This is a genomic window from Planomonospora alba, from assembly GCF_039534085.1.
Classification (GTDB): domain Bacteria; phylum Actinomycetota; class Actinomycetes; order Streptosporangiales; family Streptosporangiaceae; genus Planomonospora_B; species Planomonospora_B alba.
This window is the reverse complement of the sequence record NZ_BAAAUT010000004.1, coordinates 142,389-168,603: the sequence shown is the minus strand read 5'-3', so window position 1 is coordinate 168,603 and position 26,215 is coordinate 142,389. Positions and strand designations below refer to the sequence as shown.

15 protein-coding genes are annotated in these 26,215 nt (G+C 65.1%); 7 read left to right on the top strand and 8 right to left on the bottom strand.

The window, feature by feature from the left end; genetic code table 11:
• Positions 1 to 150: 150 nt before the first annotated feature.
• From ABD823_RS03680 to ABD823_RS03660, 5 genes are all read left to right on the top strand, one after another.
• Positions 151 to 885 carry an NUDIX hydrolase gene (locus tag ABD823_RS03680; protein WP_344855875.1) on the top strand — a complete coding sequence of 245 codons (735 nt, stop codon included), beginning with the start codon at positions 151 to 153 and terminating at the stop codon, positions 883 to 885.
• Positions 882 to 2,039: a 5'-methylthioadenosine/S-adenosylhomocysteine nucleosidase gene (locus ABD823_RS03675; RefSeq protein WP_344855873.1), complete on the top strand. Its 1,158-nt coding sequence runs from the start codon at positions 882 to 884 to the stop codon at positions 2,037 to 2,039. Before ABD823_RS03680 ends, ABD823_RS03675 begins: the two co-directional genes overlap by 4 nt.
• Entirely contained in the window at positions 2,036 to 4,033 is a 1,998-nt protein-coding gene (locus tag ABD823_RS03670; protein ID WP_344855871.1) for a hypothetical protein, read from the top strand. Before ABD823_RS03675 ends, ABD823_RS03670 begins: the two co-directional genes overlap by 4 nt.
• A gap of 694 nt (positions 4,034 to 4,727) precedes the next feature.
• Positions 4,728 to 5,672, top strand: coding sequence for an ADP-ribosylglycohydrolase family protein (locus ABD823_RS03665; RefSeq protein WP_344855869.1), 945 nt, complete (start codon positions 4,728 to 4,730; stop codon positions 5,670 to 5,672).
• A 253-nt stretch (positions 5,673 to 5,925) separates the two neighbouring features.
• A complete protein-coding gene (locus tag ABD823_RS03660; RefSeq protein WP_344855867.1) occupies positions 5,926 to 7,536 on the top strand; it encodes an exonuclease domain-containing protein in 1,611 nt (536 codons plus the stop codon).
• Between the two features lie 325 nt (positions 7,537 to 7,861).
• Here ABD823_RS03660 and ABD823_RS03655 read toward each other — a convergent pair whose 3' ends face one another.
• Both ABD823_RS03655 and ABD823_RS03650 read right to left on the bottom strand, forming a co-directional pair.
• Positions 7,862 to 8,734 carry a hypothetical protein gene (locus ABD823_RS03655; protein WP_344855865.1) on the bottom strand — a complete coding sequence of 291 codons (873 nt, stop codon included), beginning with the start codon at positions 8,732 to 8,734 and terminating at the stop codon, positions 7,862 to 7,864.
• Between the two features lie 782 nt (positions 8,735 to 9,516).
• On the bottom strand, positions 9,517 to 10,557 hold the full coding sequence (locus ABD823_RS03650) for a DNA cytosine methyltransferase (RefSeq protein ID WP_344855863.1): 1,041 nt from the start codon (positions 10,555 to 10,557) through the stop codon (positions 9,517 to 9,519).
• A gap of 926 nt (positions 10,558 to 11,483) precedes the next feature.
• Here ABD823_RS03650 and ABD823_RS03645 point away from each other — a divergent pair.
• Positions 11,484 to 12,785: a restriction endonuclease gene (locus ABD823_RS03645; RefSeq protein ID WP_344855861.1), complete on the top strand. Its 1,302-nt coding sequence runs from the start codon at positions 11,484 to 11,486 to the stop codon at positions 12,783 to 12,785.
• Positions 12,786 to 13,141: 356 nt separating this feature from the next.
• A complete protein-coding gene (locus tag ABD823_RS03640) occupies positions 13,142 to 13,543 on the top strand; it encodes a very short patch repair endonuclease (RefSeq protein WP_344855859.1) in 402 nt (133 codons plus the stop codon).
• Positions 13,544 to 13,709: 166 nt separating this feature from the next.
• Here ABD823_RS03640 and ABD823_RS03635 read toward each other — a convergent pair whose 3' ends face one another.
• The 6 genes from ABD823_RS03635 to ABD823_RS03610 form a co-directional block, all read right to left on the bottom strand.
• Positions 13,710 to 16,859, bottom strand: a complete 3,150-nt coding sequence (locus ABD823_RS03635) for a UvrD-helicase domain-containing protein (RefSeq protein WP_344855857.1) — start codon at positions 16,857 to 16,859, stop codon at positions 13,710 to 13,712.
• Between the two features lie 172 nt (positions 16,860 to 17,031).
• Positions 17,032 to 18,513, bottom strand: a complete 1,482-nt coding sequence (locus tag ABD823_RS03630; protein WP_344855855.1) for a DUF6339 family protein — start codon at positions 18,511 to 18,513, stop codon at positions 17,032 to 17,034.
• Positions 18,513 to 19,409, bottom strand: a complete 897-nt coding sequence (locus ABD823_RS03625) for a hypothetical protein (protein ID WP_344855853.1) — start codon at positions 19,407 to 19,409, stop codon at positions 18,513 to 18,515. Before ABD823_RS03625 ends, ABD823_RS03630 begins: the two co-directional genes overlap by 1 nt.
• The gene (locus tag ABD823_RS03620) at positions 19,406 to 21,283 is read right to left on the bottom strand and encodes a hypothetical protein (RefSeq protein WP_344855851.1); all 1,878 of its coding nucleotides are present in this window, start codon (positions 21,281 to 21,283) and stop codon (positions 19,406 to 19,408) included. Before ABD823_RS03620 ends, ABD823_RS03625 begins: the two co-directional genes overlap by 4 nt.
• On the bottom strand, positions 21,280 to 22,296 hold the full coding sequence (locus tag ABD823_RS03615) for a PD-(D/E)XK motif protein (protein ID WP_344855849.1): 1,017 nt from the start codon (positions 22,294 to 22,296) through the stop codon (positions 21,280 to 21,282). Before ABD823_RS03615 ends, ABD823_RS03620 begins: the two co-directional genes overlap by 4 nt.
• Positions 22,293 to 24,854 carry a Z1 domain-containing protein gene (locus tag ABD823_RS03610; protein WP_344855847.1) on the bottom strand — a complete coding sequence of 854 codons (2,562 nt, stop codon included), beginning with the start codon at positions 24,852 to 24,854 and terminating at the stop codon, positions 22,293 to 22,295. Before ABD823_RS03610 ends, ABD823_RS03615 begins: the two co-directional genes overlap by 4 nt.
• Positions 24,855 to 26,215 lie beyond the last annotated feature (1,361 nt).

Here is a 26,215-nt window from a genome sequence, read left to right as displayed (position 1 = left end):
GACGATACTCCGTGGATGATGACCGTGACCGGCAACCGTGTTCCCTCCGAGTGCTTTCACTCCGTGTGGCGCCGGTATCGGGTGGTCGGTGCGTGGACTGTCACCGCAGCGCTAGTTTCTGTCAATTTGACAAAAAGCTAGTGTCGCCGCATGACCGACGATCGATGGGAACCGCCCGTCGTCCTGCTCACCGTCGACCTCGTGATCCTGACGTTGCGTGAATCACGTCTGCACGTACTGCTCATCGAGCGCGGCATCGAGCCGTACCAAGGTGCCATGGCCCTGCCGGGAGGCTTCCTCCAGCACCCCGAGGAGGACCTCGTCACCGCGGCTCACCGGGAGCTGTCGGAGGAGACCGACCTGGACGCCGAGACTCTGCGCCTGGAGCAGCTGGGGGTGTACGGCGACCCCGGGCGTGATCCGCGCGGCCGGGTGGTGACTGTGGCGTATCTAGCGATCGCCCCGCGCCTGCCGGAACCGGCCGCCGGAACGGATGCGGCCGACGCCAGGTGGCAGAGGGTCGATCGAGTGCTCTCCGGAGACCTGGAACTCGCCTTCGACCATCGGCGAATCATCGCGGACGCCGTTGAGCGCGCTCGCGTCAAGCTCGAGCACTCCGCACTCGCGACGGCCTTCTGCGGACCGACTTTCACGATCACCGAGCTGCAGGAGGTGTACGAGGCGGTATGGGGGATCCCGCTCGATCCCAGGAACTTCTACCGCAAGGTCCAGAAGACCGACGGATTCATCGTCCCGGCCGGACCGACGCGCAAGACCACGGCCGGACGACCGGCCCGGCTGTTCAGAGCCGGACCGCGCGAGGTCCTGCATCCGCCGATGGCCCGTCCCACCGAATCACCGAGCGTACAAGGAGCAGCACCATGAGCCGCACGATCGTGGTCCTCACCGCGCTGGACCTGGAGTATCAGGCGATCCGCGCGATGCTGGCCGACCCCCGCCTGCATCGGCATCCTCAGGGCACCCGTTTTGAGATCGGCCGGCTCGCGGAACGCCGGTGCCGGGTGGCTCTGGCCCACGTCGGCAAAGGCAACCACTCCGCGGCGGTTCTGGCCGAACGAGCCATCGCCGAGTTCGCTCCAGCCGCGCTCCTCTTCGTGGGGGTGGCGGGCGCCCTGCACTCCCATCTCTCCCTCGGAGACGTGGTGGTGGCGACGAACGTCTACGCCTACCACGGCGGAACAAGCGAGGACGACGGGCTCAAGAGTCGCCCCCGCAGTTGGGAGACCTCGCACGCCGCCGATCAGATCGCCCGGCACATCGCCCGCAACGGCTCCTGGACGCAGGACCTTCCTCCCGGTCGGCAGGCCCCCAGCGTGCACTTCGGACCGATCGCCGCCGGCGAAGTGGTCCTGAACTCCAGGATCTCCGCACACGCCCAATGGATCCGGAAGCACTACAACGACGCACTGGCGATCGAAATGGAAGGCGCCGGTGTAGCCCAGGCCGGACATCTGAACAAGGCACTGCCGGTGGTCGTGATACGCGGCATGAGCGACCGGGCCGACGGAACCAAGGAAGTCACCGACCGCGAACAGTGGCAGCAACGAGCAGTGGCCAACGCGGCGGCGTTCGCCGCGGCACTGGCCGAAGGACTGGCCGTCGAAGGACAGGACGACGACCAGCCCGTGGCAACGGCGACGATGAGGAGCCTGGCGATGCGTGAGACGACCCGGAACATCGCTAAAGGAAACGCGCGGGTAGGGGTGCAGGCAGGCACCGTGTACGGAGGCGTCAGGATCACCTCCGAGTCGGACTCGCCCACCGACCTGGCGGAGGCCCTCACCGGCTTCCGCACCCGGCTCCAGCAGGCGCGAGCAGCCGGCCACCTCGACGAAGACACCTACACGGCAGCGCAGGCGGAACTCGCCGTGGCCGACGAGGCGCTGCAGGAGAACACGCCGCAGAGCAGGAGCACGCTGACGCTGGCGCTCAAGAAGCTACGAGGACTCATCAGCGACGTGGCTGAATTGGCCTCGGGACTGGCGGCCGTCATCGCCCTGGCTCAGGGTCTGTCATGACGGATCCGGGTGCCACCACGACGAACGTCGCGGGTGATTCCGCATACGTCGGGATGCAAGCGGGGACCGTACACGGCAACGTCCACATCTACACGGTGTCCGCGGACGCCTCTCCCGAGGAGAAGTTCCGGACGGGCGTTCGGGTCCTCAACGGCGGTATGCCGAGACGGGCGTGGCAGCTCATCCACGAAGCCTTCGAAGCCCGATACGTCACCAACGAAGTCTGTTTCTACTGGCTGCTCGCCCTGGTGAGCGGAAGAACTCGGCATGAGTTGTCCGAGGAAGAAGCAGCCAGGCTGCGGCACTCGAAGAGGATGCTTCATCTGGTCGGTGACGATGCATGGTCCGACGGCGTGAAAGCCGTTCACCGATTGCTGGAATCCGTGGAGAAACCCGGGGAGGACATCCGTGTCCTGCTGAAGGAATTCAACGAGCTCGGTGACACCCAGCGCACTCTGATCGTGCGGCATCTGGACTCGTTCCTGGACGGGCCGATCGAGGACCAGATGTGGCACCATGCCCTGACACGGGCCAAGCTGGAGCAGATGGCCAGGGATCGGGCCGATCGCGTCTGGAAGTTCTTCGAACCGATCCCTGCGAAGCCTCGGGTGCGTCCACCGCAGCCGGTCGACGTTCCCTTCGCTGTTTGGGCTCAGGCCGTGGCGGCAACTGTCGTCTTCGTCATCGCGACACTCCACATCGGCTATCTGCTGGCACAGGCAGGCCGGGTCGTCGAGTTGCTCGCCTACCTGCTGAGTGTCATCGGGGGTTACTTCGGTGCGCGCAACGGTGCGGAGTGGCGCTTCAGAACAGTACGCCGCCATGCGAAAGACATGGAGTACGGAACGCTGCAGCGCAGGAGCAGCGCGCCTGCCGGCGGTTTCGCCAGCAAAGTGGATGAGCGATTCGGCTACTACTTCGCCAAATACGTTCCGCATGGTGTGGGCCGTGACATCTGGCTGGCCAGAACAGCGGGAATCCGCAACAGCCTGCGAAACGAGATCGTCGATGCCTACCGGGAGAGGAGGATCGGAGCCGAGGAGATCCATTGGCTGATCCGGCATCGTGTCCAGGACGTCAGAGATCAGTGGAGGAAGGGCACGCTGTGGAACTACCGTGAGGAGCTGGCGACACCTCTGGCGACAAAAGCAGTGACCATCCTCGGGGTGACCGTCCTCCTAGTCGGTGGAACCTGGGCAGCAGGTGGTGCAGTGCAGACCGCCCCTCTGAGTGCGGCTCGCTCGATGGCCCTTGTCCTGGCAGGCGGATGGATCGCCTGCCGTGCCTGGCTGTACATCACCCTTGAACATCGACGGCATACCGCCGACAAGTGCGAAGCCGATCAAAGATCGAAGAAGAGCTGGGCGGCCTTCGACCGATGGAAAGAGAAACTGGCCGACAAACCTGACGACCGGGAGATATCCGCCTGGCTGGACTGCGATCGGAAAGTGCTGCTGGACGAGGCGTTGCAACACTACAAGCTGACTATGAGCAACGTCATTGCTCACGCCTTCATCGAAGCACCCGCTCCCTCGACTAAGAATGCCCGGGTGCTGAATGGGCCTTGGCGCTATAAGAAATACCAGCTTCTGGTCTTCCTTCTCACCGTGGACGGAGTGCGCCAGCTCGCCGTCGCCCTCGACTTCGAGCGGGGTACGTTCCACGACCGGCAGCGGATGAACTACCGCTTCGAAGCGGTCGCGGCCGTACGAGTAAAGCAGACAGATAGCGATGAACGGACTTTCGAGCTCGCGCTCGTCGACGGGCAGAAGATCGCTGTCCAGGTGACAGGTCCGGAAATGGAGAAACTCCAGCAGGATGAGAAGCCTGGAACGGTGTCCGAGGTGACGCTGGATGCTGCAGGTCTTAGCCATACTCTGCACATTTTGGAGGGGATCGCTGCGGAAGGGAAAGAGTGGATTTCGCATGAGCGCAGGCGTGGAGAGGAGCGGGCGGGAAAACTTGCATCCGCCATGCAGGACTCCGAGTCCTGACTGCGAATGATACAGCCGCCGCATTGTCTTTCAGGATCCAGATGTTCGGGTGGGTGATACCGCCGGGACGAAGCAGAACAATCAAGAATGCCGAGATCGCGGCACTCCGTCGTGATGCGACGGCGTTGCGGTATCAGACCCTTGTTCCGTGCCGAACCAGGCTGCGGCACAGGACCTGAGCGGTTCGACCACCTGGTTGCTTTCAGCGTTGAGAGGCCGGCGGGGTCCCTCTCTGTCGCCGAGGGCATGAGAGAACAGGCGTGCTCGCAGAAGCACTGCGGACCCGGAAGGTGCTGTGACGGACGAGAGCGGAGGGTCGCACTCCTGTCGATCATGGTATGTGCACGCCACGAGCACGCAGGGACCGGAACTTCATTCCAGAAGAGGCCTGTCCTTCGAGTTTTCGCAGGTCAGGCCATGATCAAAAGCGCGCCCTGCAGGATTCGAACCTGCGACCGTCGGATTAGAAGGCGGTTGCCCGGTGCGGTGATCAGGGTTCCCGGATGCCGGTTGGTGGTGTTTCGTCCGCACTCTCCCCGGATCCAATGCCGGGGTGTGGCGGGCCCTGACGGCGCGTTCCGGGGCATGCGAGCACGCCGCGAGCACGCGTGATCGGGACCGTCGGCGGCACGGCGGGGCCGCGGCGGGCGGAAAAGGGATGGATCAGGGTTTTCCCGCTCCGTAGTCTGCCGTCATGGATCGTCTGGAGCGTGCCGCCGGTGCGGTGATCGGTTCGGCGGTGGGCGACGCCCTCGGTGCCCCGTTCGAGTTCGGCCCGGCGGGGGCGTTCTCCGCGCGGTTCCCGGCGCCGGGTGTCGGGGAGATGCGTGCGGGTGGCGGCTGGGAGGCGGGGGAGGCCACCGACGACACGCAGATGGCCGTGCACGTGGCCGAGTCGCTGCTGGAACGCGGCGGCCTGGACTTGCCGGACGTCTTCGCCCGTTTCCAGCGGTGGGCGGCCGACGACCCCAAGGACATCGGGCTGCAGACCGAGGACGTGCTGAGCCGCGGCCTGCCTTGGGATCAGGCCGCTGACGCCCACTACCGCAGCAGCAACCGTGCCGCCGGCAACGGCGCGCTGATGCGGGCGACGACCTCGGCGGTGTACTTCGCCCGCGATGGACGGCAGGTCACGATGCAGGCCGGTCGCCGCCTGGCCGCGCTCACCCACGGCGATTCCGCGGCGTGGGAGGGCACCGCGGTCTTCCACGAGCTGGTGCGCCTCGCCCTGGACGGCGCCGACCCGCTGGCGGCGCTGCCGGAGATCCTCGCCGCCGTCGATCCGGAGCACCGGGAGCGGTACGCCGTCGTCCTGGGCCCCGCCTGGCACCCCGATCAGGCGACCGAGTTCAACGGCGCCGTCTGGCCCTGCCTGGGCTCGGCGGTGTGGGCGCTGCGCACCACCTCTGCCTTCGAGGAGGCACTCCGTACGGCAATCGATCTGGGCGGGGACACTGACACCGTCGCGGCGGTCACCGGCGGCCTGGCCGGCGCCGTGTACGGGCTCGGCGCGATCCCGGCCCGCTGGACGGAACTGCTGCACGTCCCGTTACCAGGCGGAGGCGGCCAGATCCTACGCCTGCCGCACCTGCTCGATCTCGCCCGTCGTCTGGTGAAGCGGATCCCTGGATCGAGGTGACCTGGTCGGCTGACAGGATCCCGGGGAAGGCGGGATACGTCGACGTGGTTCGCGCTGGGCTCCATGCAGGCCGGAGCGCAATTCGACTGCGGTGCTCAAGGAGGAAGTCCTCTGGTGGTCGAGGCCAGGCTGCTCGTGACCTCCATGCACAGCCGGGTTTCGTTGCCGTAACCATCTTCGGGAATGGACCGTTTTACGGCGCTCCTGCCTGCCATCCTGTTCCCTCTGAAGGGAACCCGATGGAGGTGCCGCGATGATCGCCTATGGTCAGCTCACCCGCAGACAGGGGATCGACCCGCGGAGCTTGACCTTCGCGGTGGTGGACCTGGAGACCACCGGCCTTCACCCCGCCAAGGGCTCGCGGATCTGCGAGATCGGAATCGTCCGCATGCGCGGCGACGGCACCGTCCTCGACGAGTACTCCACGCTCGTCGACCCGGGGCTTCGGATCACCAATGACGAGTACCACGGCATCACCAACGCCGACGTCAAAGGCGCTCCCGCTTTCGAGCACGTTGCCGGCGACGTGCTCGCCTACCTGAGCGGTACGGTCGTGGTGGGGCACAACGTGGAGTTCGAGGACGCGTTCCTGACCGCCGAGTTCGGCCGCCTTGGGATCAACCTGTCCGGCGTCCCCGGCCTGTGCACGTTGGTGACCTCACGCAGTCAGCTCGACCGGTACGGCTATCGCCTGGGTGACATCGCCAGTCTGATCACGGGGGAGTGGCCGCGTGCCTCGCACTCCGCGCTCGGTGACGCCCGGACGCTCGCCTGGACCCTGTCGAAGCTCATCGCCGAGGCTCCGCAGCCCTTGGCATGGGCGGGGCCGGCGCCGGTGGTGCTGCCGCCGTACCCGCGTACCGGGTTCATCGCCCCGCGTGCCGCCGGGCTGAGGAAGGGCACCGACGGCTGGCTGGCCATGTTGACCGCGAGACTGCCGCTCATGGTCCAGCCTCCGACACCGCGCCTCGACGCCGTGGCCGACTACCAGGCCATGCTTGCGCATACGCTCGCCGACGGCCGCATCGTGGGGGAGGAGGCCGGGCAGCTCGCCGTTCTGGCGGCGCGTGCTGGCCTGACGCAGTCGACGGCCCGCCAGGTGCACGAGCGATTTCTCGCCGATGTCCGCGCCCGTGCCGAGGCGGACGGCGTGGTGACCGCGGCTGAGCTGAAGGAACTGCAGCGGGCGGCTAGGGAACTCGCCTCCTCCCATCTGATCAGTGACCTTGAGGAGGCATCCGCTGCGGATCGCGCGAGGCGGAACGGGCCGCTCAAGGGCTGGCGCCTACTGCCGGTGGGCGATGCCTCCGGCGTTGTGGACGTGATGGATTTCGCCGTCTCCCACGGAGCCACGGTCGCGGTGAACGTAACCAAGACCGTCCGCCTGGTCGTCGCCACCGACGACGCTGAAGACGATCCCCGGCTCGGGAAAGCAGCGGCTGCCGGCATTCGGGTCCTTCCTCCTGAGGAGGCGCTGCGCCTGCTGGAGAAGGAGGTCGAGGACGCCCGCGGTGGACTGTTCGCCAGCGCGGAAGGGCAGGCGTTGTCGGAGCAACTGGCCGCCGAGCGCGAACAGCAGGCGAGGACGGGCCGTCCGGAATGGCATCAGTTCTGGCGGCGAACGGAGTTGAGTCCGGCCGAGTACAAGGCGCAGTTCGTCGACCGCTACAGCGACTGGGAGGTGGGAGGCAACGGCAGAACCGCGATCTACGTGTCCGTGCCGGTGCCGCCTCGTCCAGTCGCATCTCCTGAACGGGGGAAGCGAGGAGCGGCCAAGCAGGGTAGCGGCTGCGCAGGCGCCCTGCTGATCTTTGGAGGACTGGCGGCAGGTCTTGCGGAGGCTCTCCGTCAGATTCTCGTGTAGCTGACCTTGAAAGGTTAAGTTACCTCGCCGAGGCGTGACGATCGCCCCAGAGCGGTCATACTGGGAACACGAGGTATCCCAAAGGTGGTGGGCTGACCGCCGCCGCACGCGCCAGATGAGAGCAGCTGCGCTTCGAGACGGCGAACTTGTTCGCCCACGGAGTGCCGCCACCGGAGGTGGCCCACCGGTCCTGGGGCAGCCGGATCTCGACCAACCACTGGTACCGGGCCTGGCGAGCCGACGGCATCGAGGCCCTGGACTCCAAAGGCCTGGGTGGAAAAGAGCCTCGGAGTACCATTCCCGCTGGTCAGAAGCTCTTTCGTGTTTACGTGGCTTCAGGATCAACGATGCGGACGATCGCGCGAGCAGGTTCTCCCATATATGTATCGATATCTTCTCCGGTGCTTACGGTCCATCGCGGCTGGCGACTCGGCAATTTCCCTGATGCATTCACCGGGATGCAGCTATATAGACCGACTTCATGAGTTTCGAGGAAGAAGTCTTCGTCGTCAAGGATGTCGATCGAGATTTTCGGTACTTCTATCTCGAAAGGATGATTATCATTGAGCGTCAAGCCTGGATTGTGCCAGTCCTCTTCGAGGAGTTCGTCAACGGAACCGAACTCAAGGATTCCTTGAGCGTGAACGCGGAGTTCCTCTTTGTATTTGTCGCGGAGAATGTATGCTAGTACATTTTCTGGCTTCAATAGAACGGATCTAAGGGTAGTCTCGTCCACTATTTCAACTGGTAGAATTGAAGACTTTTTGGGGGGCAGGCTGAAATCAGAACCTGTCGTCTGAATTATGTCATAGGCCGTGATCCTTAGGTCAAGGTCGTGCGGCGTGTAGGGCTTCTTGCATTCCCATGGATAACTCGACTCTATTATCCGTACAGGCGTATTCTTTGCGGTCTTAATGCTTTCGAGGGTGGTTAGCTTATAACTTGGAGGTGTGACAGAGTCGCGCCGGTTGAACGTTATAACTATTGGAGGGACGAAAGGGCTCCTACTGAATCTGTCAAGCCAATCCTCTGAATGGAAGCGAGCGGTTCCGGAGACGTCGACATACTGGACGTAATTGTTCTTCCCGTCGGGTATGGTTACCAGGCGGGCTCGGATATCTTCGATCCTCCAACCCACAAGCGAAAGGGCTGGATCGTCTACTTCGACATTAAGGGCCTCTGTAGTCCTCTTGGCCATCACTACAATCCTTTCATGATCATTTTTGTGTCTCAGGTAAATGTCACCCGGGGTCGGCTTTGAGAAGACGGAATCCGTATGGAAAGATAGCGATCAGTAATTCTAGATCGAAATCGCAACGGTCGGATCGTCGCATGTATGCTAACAGTAGGCGGTGAATGCTCTGGACGGTCTCAGGCAGTCACACGGGGCGCCCAAGAATTCATGATCGAGTTTTGCTGGAACAGTCCGGCAGTAGCTGGGGCTGAAGGGCTGACGTTACGGCGGCTCGAGGATGAAGCCAGGCTGAGCGGATGAAGTCGTCCAGCAGGCCGAAGCAGTATTGAGCCACGTACGTGGAGCGTCGATCTGCTCGCTGTCGTGTCGACAATGTGTGCATCGCCGTACGGAAGGACTCCTGCCCGGCTATACCGTCCTCGACGGCACGCTCGTTCCGATCGACCAGCTGGCAGACGATCCGCTTCCAGCGCATGCCGTTGGAGACGTTCCTGGGTGGACTGCTGACCGCCGGATTCGTCCTGGAACGGCTGATTGAGCCACGGCCGATTCCTGAGCTGTGAGACATCAACGAGGCCGCACACAACAAGTTGCACCAGGCGCCGTGTTTTCCCACTGTCAGGCTGGCGCGTCCTTGATCATACGAGATGAAAATAGCTCAGAGATCCGGCACGGATCGCCGTTCTGAACATACGCCGGCGGGATCGGCTCAGTGAAGCCTTCTACGGGTACTTGCGTACTGCATGAGCTGTGTCGAAGCAATTTTCGGCAGGCGCAGGAGAGATCTAATGGGCTGTGGTCTCGGACCATAGTGGCAAGTTTGATGCTGTTAAATCGTTGAGGAGTTCGGGATCGAGACCGAGTGCTGCAACGATGACATGGGCGGCAAGCAGCGGTGGGATGGCGTTTCCTATCTGCTGAGAGACGTCGCTGCCGCCCCATGGGTAATCAGGAGGGAAGGTCTGCAATAACCCTGCCTCGGCGTTGCTGAAGCGGGAAAATGTGCCATCGGTTAACACCCGATTGCGGGAGATTTTTCCGGTGACGGTGGCAGACGGCTCGGTGGAATTGCGCTGCCCCCGAACTTTGGGATCGCCGCCGGTGCCGTAATTGGATATGACAACGAAAGGCTTCGGTCGCCGGAGGACCTCACCCATCGCAACCCAAGGCTTGATACCTTCGGCTTCCTCGGGCCGGGGGGCTCCCTTGCGGTAAGGATGATGGGTCGCCGTGGGTAGCGTCACGCTGCCCTTGTCTCTACGGCGGGCGATGAGGACTGCACGACGGCGAGTCTGCGGCACTCCGTATTGCTCCGTGCGCAGCACGCCATGGTCCACGGAGTAGTCCAAGCCCACGAGGATCTCGTCCATCACTGCCCAGACGGGCATGACGGCCGGTACTTGTTCCAGGATGATCGCGTCGTATGGGCGTCCGATTTCTATCGCCTCGAGCACCCATCGGAGAGGTTCCAACACCAAAGCCGTCCGCGGGTCCGACAGCTTCGCCAGGTCTGCGGTGACGTCTTCGCCGTTAGCCATGCGCTTGGCAAAGCTGAGTACGTTGTCCAGGTCCTGACGCCCGGTACCGGATCCTGCCACGGTATACGTCTGACATGGGGGCCCGGCCGCAAGAATGTTGGCTTCTGGGAACTTTTCCGGTCCCCAGTCCCGCACGTCCCCTTGCTCGGTGCGTAGCCCAGCTGCTCTACGGGTGGTGCACGCGTTGTCATCCAGCTCGATGCCGATCGCGGGGATACCCAGCCAGGTAGCCGCCACATCCAGTCCACCGGGTCCGGCGAACAGATCCACAATTCCGTGGGCGTGCACGTGCTCTCCTGGCTTCGAGGGGGTCAGAGGCGGCAGGGTCTGCATGCGCTGACTACCGATGCACCTTTGAAGCTCCCCATGACCGGGTAAGCATACTCTCTGTTCCCGGTGGCCGGCCACCGTGACATGGTGGATCCATGCCCAACAAGCACAAGTACGCTTCCGCGGTGTACCGACCGGATCCGGAGCTCCACAGGCGAGCGAAGGAGGCCGTCGCCGCGGTGGGCTCCAACATGAACGCCCACATCATCGGCTTCCTGTCCTGGCTTGTCGGGGATACCGATGAACTCCCTCCCCGCCCGACTCCGATCTGCTCAGATCCTTCGTGCGCTGCAGAAGCAGGTGGCGACAGACCTTGAGGGCTTTCGGCGGTCCAGGCGGGAGCTCGACCTCATGCGGATATCCATCGTGGGAGCCGGATCAAGCCCGGGAACTCCGAGGGGTGTCGTCGCTTCTTCCGCTGATGCGGCGAGAAACGGAGATCTCCCTGCCCGTCGGTGCGGTCGACCGACGGACTCCCAGGTCGCAGAGAGCGCCCGTATAGCAGGTGATCTGTGAGATGGCTGGGTAGATGGATCTACTCCAATTTGTGTCTGCTCTATCACATATAGTGATGATTGGGCTGGAGTCGTCATCGCTGTGCATGTCCAGGTGATGATGCTGAGTGTCGGGGGCGTCGCTCGAGCGCCTGCGGTGGGCCCGGTGCTCGTAGTGCATGCACCTGACGAACGACGACTGGTCCGGATGCTCGCCTCAACAAGACTCATCTCGGTGCCGGCGGAACCGTCTCATGATCTGATCACTGTGCTGTTGTACGTGTTCTGAACGAGACCGCCTCAGATGAGCCGCAGAAGTTTGTCGGTGCGGAACCTTAAGCTGCCGTGGACTAAGCGCATAGGGCACGATTGAGAGTCGCGGGAGAAAATATGGGCAGGACGCTGAAGGTCGGAGACGTGCTGCGCTATACCAGTGCGAAGGACGAGAGCCTTCCGGTGATCGATGGTTACCCGAACTTCCACTTCGTCACGCACTGTCCTGGCCAGAAGCGAGCGTTGCTTGAGGCGGGCATCAATGGGATGGCGCGTGTTCAGAGTGCTGCCGGTGCGCGACGGCCCGCTGTACTGATTCGTTCGAGCCCGTGGAAGGCCGGCAGTGAGCAGACACCATGGCATGACGTCTTCGACCTCGACAACGGGCATGTCCGGTACTTCGGAGACAGCAAGGCGGGTGTCTCGACACTGCCGGGAGAAGTGAAGGGTAACGCTACGCTGCTCGAGGCATTCGACGGTCACCAGGCTCCCACTGCGGAACAGCGCATCGCGACCACCCCGCTCATGTTGTTCCGTGCGGTGTCGAGGAACGGCAAGGTCAAAGGGTATGTCGAATTCTGCGGCGTAGGCCTCATCGAGCGAACCGAAAGGATCGTTCAATGGGCGGGTCGTGAGAGGACCACCTTCACGAACTACGTCTACGACATAGCGGTCATAGATCTTGTGGCCGAGGGCGATCGGGTTGATTGGGACTGGATCAACGCACGTAGAGATCCGTCGGTTTCGGATGAAGAGGCACTTTCCTTGGCTCCCCAAGCATGGCGGGAGTGGGTTGAGCGCGGGCATTCGGCGTTGCCGCGGGTGCGCCGGAGAGTCGCCCGTAACCGTGTAGTCAAGGTGCGCGATCAGCGCCCGGAACCCAGGAGTCGGGACGAGTCAGACCTGCACCTGATATACAAGTTCTTCGATGGTCGCAAGCATGATTTCGAAGCCCTCGCTTCGGCTGTGGCGGCCCGTGTGCTCGGTGGAGGCGGCCGGAACTACCGCGAAGGTTGGCTGACCCGTAGATCCGGAGACGGTGGGGCGGACTTCGTCGGCAGGCTGGACATCGGCAGTGGCCTGGCCGGCACCGGCTTGGTGGTTCTCGGACAAGCTAAGTGCATCAAACCCGATAGCACTGTTTCCGCTGAACAGATCGCTCGAGTCGTGGCGAGGCTCCGTCGGGGCTGGATCGGCGTCTACGTCACCACTGGGGCTTACTCCGAAGCGGCTCAGCTCGAGATGGTCGAGGATCAGTACCCGGTCCTGCTCATCAACGGCATGGACCTCGTCCGCGAACTGCGAGGCATGGCTCGCGATGATCATGGCGGCGACCTGCAGTCCTGTATTGAACACATAATCGATACGGGAACGGTCGAGGTGACCAGTCGGCGGCCGGAAGAAATCCTGCTGGCGTGACGAGGCGAGATCGCGCGTCTGATCCGAAACGTTTCCTTCCGCTTCCGCTGTTGATGCACACATAGGTGATCATGCGGCGCGGCCTCTAGGGGAATGACCGATGCCCGTGGCCGACTGGAAGGGGTGCTTATCTCCAGGATTGCTGGAGCCTTATACGTATGGTTTCCGGAGGGAGTCGCATGCGACTGGCGGCTCCCTCTCCTCCTCGCTGACCGATGATCTCGTTCGCCGAGATGCTTGTGGAAACCGCGGTTGGCACCTGCTTATGCATACCTCCGGTGCTCTGCCGCCGTACCTTGGATCTCATGGGTTCGAGAGCGGAGTCGTGGGCTTCAAGCGATGCTGTCCGGGCGAGTATGAAGTCCAACAAGGGGCGTGATACCAAACCGGAGCTTGCCTTGCGACGAGCCGTGCATGCTCTCGGCTTGCGTTACCGGGTCGCCGTTCGTCCTCTTCCTGGACGTCGCCGGACGGCCGACCTCGTCTTCCCGAGGCTCCGCATCGCGGTCTTCCTCGACGGCTGTTTCTGGCACGGATGCCCCGAGCATCACAGCGTGGCCAAGACCAATTCCACTTATTGGGCGGAGAAGGTCCGCGTCAACCGGGAACGGGACGCGGACACCGACCGCCTGCTCAAGGAAGCAGGCTGGTCGGTCATCAGGATCTGGGAACACGAGGACCCCACGGAAGCGGCGCAGCGCGTCGCGGCGGCAGTCCATACCGCCCGAGCCGCACAGACGGCGAGACGGGATCAGTGATCGCCGTCTCGCTGGAGCTCTCCGCACGGGCCAAACCGGACCACCGGTGCCGGTGATCCGTTCCTCACCGCTCGACGACGGAGACGGACGAGGGGCGGCGCGGCGACCGCCGAGCTTCAGCGCCCGGCTGCAGGCACCTCGGCGGGAGGCATCCCCGCTACGCCGTCTACGAGCTCCTGCTCAAGCCGCAGATCCGGGACCAGTCGCAGGTGACGCAGCGATGCCCGCCGTTCTTGTCCGGCTTGTGAGGACCTGAGCGGAACTGGCGGCGCTGAATGCCGCCCGCGAGGGCTTTCACCGTCGCCAGGCTGTCGTCGATGGTCTTCTGGTCGAGGGGGACGTCCAGCTCCTTGCGTGAACGGTCCTTCTCGCCCAGGTAGCGGACCAACCCCCGCTCGGGTTCGTACTCGAGCTCCTGACGGGCCGCTACGGCGTAGAGGGAGACCTGGAGCTTCATTTCGTCCTCGTCGAGGGCGTCGTGCTTGTCGGTCTCGCGCTCCCCGGACTTGAAGTCGATGATCGTGACTCGAGGCGGGGAGTCGAGGCGTACGACGTCGATGGCGCCGGAGACGAGCACGTCCTCGCCGGGGACGAGCACCTCGAACTCCCGCTCGGGCTCGAAGGTGAGACGGCGGAGCTCGTCGACGTAGGTCTGCACGTAGTCGGTGACGATCTCGACCCCGCGACGGCGCATGTTCTCGGCCGGCTCGCCCGTGGTGTGCCGCAGGTAGAAGAGGCCTCGATCGATGAGGTCCTGGACGGCTTGCCGGAGGGCGGCTGGGTCCCGGGCGAGTTCGGCCCAGTGCCCGGGGTCGGCGTGGACGGCGCGCATGAGGTTGTGGACGCCGCGCCCGTAGCCGAATGCCTGATCGATGGTGGGGGTGAATCCGAGGACCTTGCGCAGGTAGAAGTCGTGCGGGCACTCCAGGTAGTAGCGGAGGTCGGAGAACGAGGTGATCAGGCGGTCCTCGCGGCTGCGCTCGCCGGTGATCGGACGGATGTTGGGGATGGCGTGCGGGACCTCGTCCGCGGAGTCCCAGGCGTGGGAGCCGGCGTCCTCGATGATCCGCTTGAGCTCCTTGAAGAACTTCGAGGGCTTGGACGCGGAGACGTAGAGGAACCGCTCGGCCCGGGTGATCGCGACGTACATCAACCGTCGTTCGTCGTCGTTGTCGTCGTTGTCCGCGAGCGAGGCGGGGTCGATGACCTGAGCCAGCGGGCCGTTGAAGGGGAGCTTCGGCGCCTTCTTGGCGTTGTTGCTCGGGAAGCGGGCGGAGCACACGTCTGCCACGAACACGGCGGCGTACTGCAGGCCCTTGACGCTGTGGATGGTGGTGACGGTGACCGCGTCGGGTGTGGAGAGGAGCGGCGCCTCCTGCGGGCGGGCGGACTCGGTCCCCCACAGCAGCAGGCTGGTGATCTGGTGCTTATAGGACTTTGCCCGCGTCCATCCGGGCGTCTCGATGCCCGTGATGAGGGAGCTGAGCTGACCGAGGTGGTACATCGCGGCGACGGCGCGGTCGTGCTGTGTGTCCCACGCGGACACGCCGGCTTCCGACATCAACCACTGAAGCATCGTCTGCGGGAAGACTCTGCGGACCGGGTCACGGCCGGACAACCACTTCCGGAGCTCAGGGGTCTCGAGGGCGACGATGTCCGCTCGGTCGACGGGGGTTCCGGCGAGCCGGGCCTCCATGCTCTTGGCGGCGCGGATGACCCTGTCGGCGGAGCCCGGGGCGACGGTCAGCCCTTCGCCGACGAGGGCGTTGAAGGCGGCACGGACGGCGCGTTCGGCGGCACCCGGAAGATCTGCGTCTGTGACGCCCAGGACGTCCCTGAGCCGGCTGGGCAGCGAGCGGTTGTTCCAGGCGGCGCCCACGAAGGTGTCGCGTCCGCCGGAGAGGGACAGCGCTGCGGCGAACAGGAGGACTTCGGGCTGGGCGAAGAGATCCGGTCCGGCTTTCACGACCGCCGGGATGCCGGCGTCCCGGAGAGCCTGCAGGTAGGTCCGGGCGTCGGTGCTGCTGCGGACGAGTACGGCGACGTCCGAGTAGGTGATGCCGCGCTCGCCGTCGGGAGTGTCGTGAGCGGCGCCGAGGTTGTGGGAGGGGACCAGTTCCTTGACGGTCGCGGCGATCCACGCGGCCTCTTCCCCGCGGTCTCCGTTGAAGTCGACGATTCCGATGTGCTGGGTGTCGGCGTCCACACGACCGACTCGACCGTGGGACATGTCCGGGCTGGACATCGTGCCCGGCACGTTGATCGTGGCGTTCCAACGGTTGGAGACGTCGATGATCCGTGGTGTCGAGCGGTAGTTCCTGGTCAAGTCGAGGACGTCGCCGTCCTCGTCGGCCGTGAGTTCGGCGGCGAGGTCGGCCATGATGTCGATGCGACCGCCGCGCCAGCCGTAGATGGCCTGACGGTGGTCGCCGACGGCGGTCAGCCAGCCGTCCTGATCGACGAGCATGCGCCGGATCTCGTCCTGGACGGGGTTGATGTCCTGCACCTCGTCGACGACGAGGTGGGTGATCGATGTGCGCAGTCGTGCCAGAGCCGCATCGTTGGCACGGAGCCGGCGGGTCAGCTCAGACTGCGCCGTACTGAAGTCCAGGAAGTGCCTGCATCGGAGGTAAGCGTAGTAGCGGGCGGCGGACCGGGCGAAGGCTTCGGCCACGTCGCCCTCGCCGACCTCCGTCAGGAGCCGGGCCTGCTCGCACCACTCCTGTTCCGCGCCGATGTCGGGACGGGGCTCGGAGGAGAGTTCGACGTCGAGCCGGTCGTATTCGTTCAGAAGGTCGTAAGCCTGCAGGAAGTACTCGATCGTCCGGCTGCGGGAGGAGTACGGCTTGCCCGACTCCGCCTGCAGAGCCTTCTCCAGTGCGTCGAGTCCGAGAAGGTAGTTGTACCCCTCCTGGATGAGGGCGTAGCGGGCGACGTCGTCGACCACGTCGTCGTTGTGATATTCGTCAGGCCACAGCGTGCGCAGGGTGTCCAGGCAGAAACCGTGGATCGTGCCGACGTACATCCCTCCCAGGCTGGAGTCGGCGCCGGGCTCCTCCACGACCTGGATGTACTTCCGGATGCGGAACTTCATCTCCTCGGCGGCCTGCTCGGTGAAGGTGAAGGCCACGATCTGGTCCTTCGGGATCCCGTCGCGCGCGTGCCACCAGGCGATCCGCCTGGCCATCGCTTCGGTCTTGCCCGTACCGGCGCCGGCGATCACCAGCAGACGTCGGGCGTCGGACGTCACGATGGCCTGCGCCTCGGGACTCAGCCCTTTCAACAGTTCGGCGCGGACAGCCGCGGAAATGGTCATGATCGATCAACTCGCTTGCGCATGTGTGAGATCACTGAATCCGGGGAGCGCCAGCCTAGCCGCGCCGCCCGACACTTCCGGATGAAGTCCAGCGGGACCTCGTCCGTCGAGCCAGGCGGAGCGGTGCGTCCGTCCGTGGGATGCAGTTCGGTGATCAGATGAGGTCGGCACGCTACAGACCGTGTTTCTGCAGGGCTTCGGCGAGGATCTCCTTGAAGCGCTCCGCGGGTCTCTCGTCCCCGAAGAGCAAGGAGACGCGTTCCGCGAGCACGTCGTGGTCCTGTGGCGGGCCCTCGGCCTGCCGCACCGAGCGCGCAGCCGTCGCCAGCTCCCGACCGGGGATCTCGTCGGGCTCGCGCGGGCCGCGGGTCCGGAGAACGCAGACCGGCCGACCGGGCAGCCGGAGCGTCGTCTCGGGGTGAGCGACTTGACCGACCTCGTTCTCCGCTTCGACCAGCCCGATGCGTACGGCGTATTTCGTCGCGCTCACCAGGACGCCGGTGACCGCGTCATCCAGCGGCATCCCGGCCAGCCGGCTGATGATGCGGTAGACACGCAAGGCCTTGACCGGGCCCTCCGCCGCCACGACGGTCGCGACGGCCTCGGCACGTTCTCGAAGGCCGAGTTCGAAGGGGTCTCCGAAACCCTGGCCTCCGTACGCGTCGTACGGCATCGGACCGACGACGGGCTGATCGATCTCCTCGGTCTCTCCTGGCGTCGGTTCCGGTGCCGGTCCGTCCGGAGAAACGCGGTCGGCTCGAGCGGACGGGGGCGATACGGGGATGACCTCGTTCTCAGGAGTCGATGTCGTTCCTGCTGATCCGATGTCCGCGACCTCTGCTGCGGAGCCGCCGAAGACGGCGTCGATCCTGTCCTGCCGCTCGTCGGTGGTCAGCGGTGCAGTGCTGAGCAGTGCGCCGACGGTCTCCCTGGCGGCCATGCGGAGTTCGTCGTCGAGCGACTGATCGTTGAGAGCCTCGAAGAGCACGAAAGGGCTCAGTCGGAGCAGCCGCTTGAGGAAGTCCCGCAGGGCGTCGCGTTCGTCGATTCCGCGGAGATCGAGTTCATCCCAGACCCGCAGGATGGCTTTGACCAGATGAGGGCTGTTGCCGAGCGCCTTGCGGCGCGCGTAGATCTGGTCGAAAGCGGCCTCGCCGAGGATCTTCAAGGCCGCGTAGGGGTCGGAGTCGCCGGGCGAATGCACGAGCTGGGCGCGCCACCACATGCGGCCGAAGACGTGTCGGGTGAGGTCGGTGCCCAGGACCCGGTCACCCGGAGGCACCGGGTACCGCCAGTAGGCGACGTCGGGGAGCAGCACCAGGGCGAGGAAGGCCCACACGTCTCCGGATGCGGCTTCTGCGGGTACGAGCCTCATCTCGGAGTGCAGAGCGGCGGCGAGACGCAGATCGAACGCCGCGCGGAGCTCACGGTTGGACTCGTTGGGGAAGCCGGCCTCTTTGGCGAGATCCACCACCAGGTCACGCAGTTCACGGAGCCTGGCCTCGGAGACCCTGTCGCCTCCCGTCGCGACGTACACGGCCGAGTCATGGGCGGTGGCAGCGCGACCCATCAGATCGGTGATCTGCATGTTCCGGTATTCCTCATGCAGAGGTTTGGCCTGGCCAGCCAGGAGCCGGGGGTAGAGAAGCCCCATCACGCCTCCCCGAAGATCTTGACTGCCGCCTGGAGCTCCGAGGTGAAGAGGCTGGGCGAGTGGTTGAACCTGAGCCGGACGTCATTGATCGATGAGCCCGGGAACAGCTGATGGAACAGTGACAGCAACGTGGAGCCCAGGGTGTCGTCGGGGAAGGTCGCTCCGTCTTCGAAGTCGTCATGGCGTAGCGCGTGCTCGATCATGACGCGTGCGGCGTCGGCGTAGACGGCGGAAAGGACGGCCCTGTCGACGGGGCGGGGTCTCGCCGCGTTCTGGAACGCGGTGGCCGTGACGGTGTTCTGCTCGTTGACCAGCAGGAGCAGTGAACCCATGGTGGCCGCGTGCAGGTTGCCGCCGATCTGGAGGTGCCAGGCTGCATTCTCGGGGAACGAGGTCTTGGCGAAGTCGATCACCGCCATCGGGAACTGCGGGGCGTCGCCCTGCAGCCTCAGGGACCGGCGGTCACTCCAAAGCACCGAGCCGGCGCGGCGCGGTGTCGACGGCTTGCCGTTCGGGAGGGCTTCCGAGAGCACCAGCGCGGTGTCCAGGATGAGCACGCCGCCGAGGTCGGACCCGCGGAGCCGAGCCCTGATCTCGATCTCATCGAGGCCGGTCCCCGTCATCCGGATGTGATCCGCGGGGCCGCGGAGGTTCGATCCGGTGGCGGTCCAGACCGCAGCCAGAGTCAGAGCGGTCTCCGCTTGGAGTCCGGCTTCGGACCTGGCGCGGTCCAGATCGACACGCACCTTGCGGCGGATCTCGAGATCCATCTGGTAGTCCCAGTCGGGCAGGGACTCAGGCAGCGCCAGATCACCGTCTTCGGTCACCAGGAACCATGAGCCGGCTTCCACGGCGTCCTCGGACGGACGGCGGTACGGCAGTGCGCGGCGGCTCATGACGGCTGCACCGCCTCGGTGAAGATGTCGATCTCGGTCATCGTGTCGGGCGCAGGACGGACGATCGCACGCCAGGTCGAACCGTCACCGCCTTCGATGACATGAGACGGCGTCGTGTGCAGGGAGCCGTCGGGACCCTCCCAACCGAGCAGGGTGGGGGTTGCGGCTCCCAACGGCGGATCGGTCTCACGCCCGCCGGGGCCTGCCAGGGCCACGGCCAGGTCGATGCGCACCTGCTGAGAGCCGGGAGCGGGCAGCCGGAACTCCTGGATCAGCACCGGGACGCCCAGACGATCTCCGTAGTAGGGGGCGTCGACGTACTCCACGCGGGGTCTGCGCCGGGTCGCCTTGTCCGGGATCTTCCCTTCGTTCGATCCGGATGGCGTCGGCGAGGGGGTGGGGGACGTCGGTTCGGTGTCTCCGGGTTTGCTGTAGTCGGTGGCCCCACCGGTTCCCCACACGCCGCCGACGAGGGAGGCGAACCTCGCGCTGGCTGCTCCCAGAGCTATCCTGGCGGAGTCCCCCTTCGTCGCACCGCCGAGGTCGAACAGCGCGCTCACCGCCTCGTCGATGCGCCGGAAGGTGGTGTTGACGTAAGTCCTCTCCCGGGATTCGAGAGACTGCGGATTCCACGCGTCGTGCGTCGGGGGCTCAGCCTTGGCATAGGTCTCGTCCAGAGCGGGATCGGCCCGGAACACCCCGGCGTAGTGCAGATACTCGCTCGGCGGCTTCGGCCCCGGGCGGTACGTGACCACGAGCTCCGCCGGACGCATGAGGCAGACATGGTGAACCGCGTCCTCGATGTCCACCATCCGTGACGCGGCGGTTGCCTCCGGAGCCGGTGCGGGGCGCTTGACCAATCCGAATCTGCCGAGGAGCTTCTTGGGACTCAGGCAGCGCAGGTCCTTCCCTTCAGGACCTTCCATGGCCTCGTAGGCTGCGACGAACAGGTTGAGCGGTCGGGTCGTACGAGGGTCGGGCACCGGGTGGTCGACGCCGTCGCAGGTCACCGAGAAACGCATCGCAGGCCGTCCGTCGGAGGACTCGAGCATCTTCGGCCACAGGTGCCAGGCGATCGTCTCCGCCAGGTAACCGGCTACCTCTGCGGGGGACTCTCCACCCTCCAGGAGCGGATCGACGACGATGATCGTGGTGCCCGTCTCGTCGTCACCGAAGGGGCGCAGCCCGAGGCGGTGAGCCATGGCGTCCGCTTCCGCGCCGACCAGCGGTTCGACGACGTCTCCGGTGGTGTCACCCCACCAGTGCCGGCCGGTGTACCGCCTCTCTCCGTCCGATGTATTGGCCACGTAGCTCTTCCAGAGCGCGCAGCCCATCAACCGGGTCTCGTACCCGCCGTCCACTCTGCATCGTGTGTGGAGCAGGATCGTTCCGACCTGTGAGACCAGGTAGAAGATGCCCTTGCCGAACCCGTAGGTGCCGCCGCCGAGCTCCGTGTCACGGGGCTCTCCGATGTTGCGTACGAAGGACACGAAATCGTGGCCCTCGGCCACGGCTTCATCCGCGCGGGTAGGGCCGCCGAGCCCGCTGGTGCCGCGATCGGAGATCGCCATCACCTGGATCGTCGGCTGGCTCAGGGATCGCCGGAGCGGCAGATGGTCGTTGAGGGGTGCGCCCTGGGACAGCAGGTCGCGCCAGGCCGTCGAATGTGCGGGACTCACGGTCCGCATGTCGATGGCGTATTCGACCGGCTCGGTGCGGCCGGGCAGGCGGGCGTCCCAGCTGTTCTGTGCCGACTCCCGTACGAGAATCGTCAGCAGGTCCAGCTCGGGGCGGCCGAGTTGCTTGCGGATCCCCTCGGCCGCGCTCGCGCCCTCGGGCGGGAACGGCTGGGAGAACCAGGACGCCTTCGTCATGAGGACTCCCGGAGCATGCTGGTCAGATGTTCGTTCACTCGGTCTGATCCCAAGGGGGTCGGTGGCTCGTGGGACAAGTCGATCGTGTAGGCGACGTCCGCCACAGTGATCGGGATGCCTGCCGCTGTGAGATCGTTACCTGTCAGCTTGGGGAACACGGCGTCCACCTCGTACCAGAGCTCCTCGGCGGCTGAGAAGCGGACGTCGCGGTAGAGGTCGACGTCGGACGAGTGGTAGCCGACGGCGGCGAGCAGATGGAGGAGGGCGCCCTCGTCGTCGACGAGTTCGAGTGCCCGCTCGATCAGCTCGGGGAGGGACTCTCCGCGGTCGGAGGACCGCTCCAGGCGGTACCAGACCAGCTGCAGGGATCCGCCGTTCGGTGCCTCCAACTGCTCCAGACCGTGGATGCGTACGCGACTGCCGTCACCGCCGACCGACGCCTTCACCTCGACCGCGGTGCCGCTGGCGGAGAAGTCGTGGTGATGGCCGCCGGGCCCCCGCCACAGCCGGTGGGCGCTGCTGTCTTCCTCCAGCAGCCGTACGAGCACCGTCAGTTCGCCGAACAGCCCGGCGAGCTGTTCGGGGCCGAGCGGCGTCCCCGTGGTCTGGAACAGCGCCTTCCACCGGTCCAACACGCGGTAGAGGGCTTTGAGCGGTGTGCCGGGCATGGTCTCGGTCGTCTTCAGCACGTCCGTGCACAACAGGGTGAAGAGATCGTTCAGATCGGGACGCAGACAACCGAGATCCGCGTACGTCTGGTAGGTGTCCTCTCCTTCGAGAGGACGTTTCCGCAGTACGAGGACCGGTCCGTCGGGACCGCGCCGTACGCCCTGATGGGAACCGATCGGCACCAGCACGTGGCGGTGCCCCTCGTAGTCGACGGCGACGGCCAGGCGGCCGTAGGCGATGTCGAAGGGGAGCTCGGAGACGCGCACCTTGCGATCTCCGGAGGCCCGCTGAGTCTCCAGCTCCTTCCAGCGCTGATCGATGAGGTCGCGGAGGCCGTCGTTCATGCGGTCTCCTCGGCGTCGATCGGGCTGAGGTCCACCTCTTCGATGTCGACGTCGACGCCGGAGAGGTCCGCAGAGATCCATTCGATGCTGCTGTCCTCACCGACGGGCAGCGGGAAGACCAGACCGACACCGATCACGTGTTCGGCGGCGTCGAGCGGCTTGCGGCGCTGCTTCTCCCGCTGCGGAGGCGCGGAGAGCTTGTCGATCGGGTACAGCACCAGCAGCCCCGTGTCGGGCAGCTGCTTCCGCCGCTCGCTCTCGATCTCCTTCTCGGTGAGCTGACCGGTCTCACCGGCCAGATCGACGGCTGCGTCTCGGCGGCTCATCAACGTCTTGATGTCGGCGAAGCCCGGCTCGGAGGTGTCCAGCCGCGCACGGACGATCCGCTGGACCGCCACCCCGGGGGCGAACTCGAACGCACCGGCGTCGTCGCCCAGCGGGTTCCCCACGATGGCGACGTTCCACCGCCGGAGGGATCCCGCGTTGCGGACCCGCTTCTCGATGTAGCGGGTCAGCAGGTCGGTATCGCACTCCTGCGACTTCTCGTGGAAGCGGTACTGCTTCAAGAAATCGATCACCAGGTCGTACGGGACGTCGCGGAAGATGAAACGACCGTTCTCCGGACGTTCGTCGTACCGGGTCGCGTGCTTCACGGCCTCGGCGACGAGTCGCCTGGCGGCGGCCTGGTTGCCGAGGAGCCATTCGGCATCGGTGTGGAAGTAACGCGTCTGCACGCGGCGACCGCCGTATGCGGATGCGGCCGTCACCGCATCCTTCATCTTGGCGGCCTGGGTGACCCGCAGCGCGGGATGGGTGCGCAGACGCACCGCGAAGGTCAGCGGCGTGTGGTCTTCGGTCATGTAGACGTCGATGTCCCGGCGCATCTCGGTCTCGACCGTGGCCAGGTGCCGGAACCATTCGTTGAGCTCGGCCGTCATCCAGATCCGAGGCAGGTCGGCGTAGCCGTTGCGGTAGCCGAACCAGCGACCCATCTGCAGCAGGGTGTCGTACGCGGATACGGCGCGCACGAAGTAGCTGACCGACAGGCCTTCCAGCGTGAGACCGCGCGACAGGGTGTTCCCACCGACTGCGATGGCCACCACGGGGCCGTTCTCGTAGTCGAGACGGTCCTCGCTGCTGGAGTTGTCCATGACGATCCGGCAGTCGTCCAGGACGCCGGGCAGCTCGGGGAGCAGGTCGTCGAACTCCACCTTGATCTCGCCGAACTCCTCGGCCGGGACCCGAGCGGTCTCGTCGTCCCACAGCTTGCGGAGCTCCTGGAGGACGGTCGAGTCGTCGAGGGAGGCTCTCGTCTGCTTCCGGAGGCCCTTCAAAGGGTCTTGGAAGCTGTTGTGCACCGCGGTGTTGACGCTCGTGTGGATGAGCATGGTGCTGTGCGGGTTTCCTCCGCCGCGCACCCGCCGGGCCGCGGTGACCATCCAGAAGTAACGGATGGCGTCGCGCAGGGTCTCGGTGATCTCGGGAGTGAAGCCCTCGACATCGGTCCGCCTGAGGGGGCGTACGAGCTCCACGTCGCCGTCGGGGACCTCGCGGATCATGTCGTAGCCGTCGTCGACGTCCTCCGGGTCCTCCCCGTCCAGGGCGTACCGGCCGAAGAGGACCTCCGTGCCGAAGTGCCCCTCGGGCTTGGGCAGGTTGACGATGAAGTCCTTCGGGTAGAGGTCGCCGGCGCTGGGGTCGATCAGCAGGTTGGCGAACGGCGAGGCGGTGTAGCCCACGTATGCGGACTTGGGCAGCCGGTCGAGGATCTCCCGGATCCGCGGATTGATCGTCTTGGTGGCGACCGTCGCCTGGTCCGCCTCGTCGTCGATGATCAACGCGGGGCAGTCCTGGAGGTAGTCCGACGCGGAGGCGAGCCACTTGCTGAACTTGCGCAGGACCGTCGAGTTCTTCTTGATGACGCAGAGCACATGCGCCTTGTTGCTCTTCCCGAAGAACGATGCGGCGTTGGCGGTCGGGACGAAGTCCCGGTCGAGGTCGGTCAGTTGGTGCCAGAGCGTGGGGTTCGGCTCGACGAGCTGCTGGACGAGCCGGGCCTGAGTCTGTCGGCGCAGGCCGTTGTGGATGCCCGCCAGGACGATGAACAGCTTGTATCCCCGGTCGGCGGCCTTGGCCATGACCGCGGTGAAGTTGGTCGTCTTGCCCGACTGCACGTAGCCGACGACCAGTCCCTGGGTGGAGAACTTCTTCTCCTTCGGGTGACTCAGCAGCGAGACGATCCGAGTCGAAGCGGTGTCGAGACTGCCGATCGAGGACGAGGACCAGGCGGCCTTCTCAAGCTGGCGGACGATCGCCGGCCAGCACTTGTCCTTCGGGGACGGACCGGTGTACCAGGTGTCGCGGTTGCCCAGGACGACGGAGTGGGGTTCCTCGAGTTCCTTGATCTGGATGGTCTGCTGCTCGTGCTGCTCCCTGATCTGCTGGATGACGGCCTGGTCGACCCGCATGAGTTCGAGCCTCTTGATCGCCTCGGCGGGGGTGAAGGCGTCGAGGAGAGCCCTGAACGTGTCGTATATGTCTGCGAACTCGTCACTCATGGGGCCTCCCGACGGCAGGGCTCAGCGAATATAGGCATGCGGGCGCCAAGTCGACCCTCGCTCGGCGCGGGCATCGCTACGGAACCGATTCGGGCCGTGACTCTGTTCGGCCGGCGAGGGTCAAGATATGACTAAGGCACGACAATTATCTCCCCTGGGGGCGGGAAGCCGACGCGAGACGGACGGAGTGTCGCCGGGTTCATCGGATCACTGTGTCATCTGGCGGGACGCTCGCCTCCGGGCGCCCGACAGCCTTCCGGCCATGGCCGTATCTGCGGATAATGCGCATTCGGGCACCTCGGCTGCGGCCCTGGGTGGTTTTTCGGACTGGATACCCCGTCGTAGGCTTCAGTGGACTGATTTTCAACGCAGACTCATCAGATCGCTGGTTGGGAGTTTTTGTCGGTGGGCCGACTCGTGCCTCTGGCCTGTCTGAATAGTGAAACCCATCTTGTAGCTCCTTGCGCACAAATGCCGGTCCCGAGTGAAGGAAACAGGTCGTGGGAGCTGTCCCCTCATGCCGGAGACGGCCGTTGCTCTTCAGCAAGGCGCTGATCGTCCTGGCGCTGTTGGACACGGATGGGCGGGGGACGAGTCGGCTTCCTCGGTCGCTGTCTCCGGGTTGCGTCCACGGAGGCGTCGTCCAAGCCCCCTGAGAATTCAGAGGAGGATGCGGTGATCGCTTCCTGCAGAGTTCTCTACCCTGCTCGGCAGCGCGCCGAATCCCCAGAGGCTGGGTGAGACTGTTCTCGCTCCCTCAGGGAGAAGCCGACCTGCTCTATCCGTTACCCGAGACCGTCACTCGAACAGGATCCGGAACACGCCTACCCGATCGACGGGCAGCTTCGGCTGAACCGGCACTTGGAGAGACTCCGGCAGAATGGGCGACACGCTATCTCTGATCACGAGGGCCGTTACCTTTCCCCGCCCGCATCGCCGAGGCACAGACAGTCGTCATGAGGGGGAGGGCATGATCCAGCGGTTCGCACTCGCGAGGTCAGCCCCGCTCCTCCAGCCCTTCCGGAGAAACGCCGGCCGTGATAGGAGTCACTCTCACCGTACTCGAGGTGATCGCCGCCTGGCGACTGTGCGGTATGGCTGGCTACCGCACCGCACCGCACAGTCGCCAGTCAGGTGTTCGGCGCCGACCTGCCCACGGTGACGGTCGGCGCCGAGCCCAGAGTCGGTGGAGCGTATCGATGACAGGCCGGAGTCATCGGCAAGCACACCGCGGTAGATCTCAAGGTCGGGGCGCTGCTCGCGCCCTCCGAGTTCACTGACGGACTGGTCCTGACTCCGGCCAACTCATCGTGCCAATATGGTCAACCGGAACTGACTGGCTGCTTGGGGACCGCGCCCCG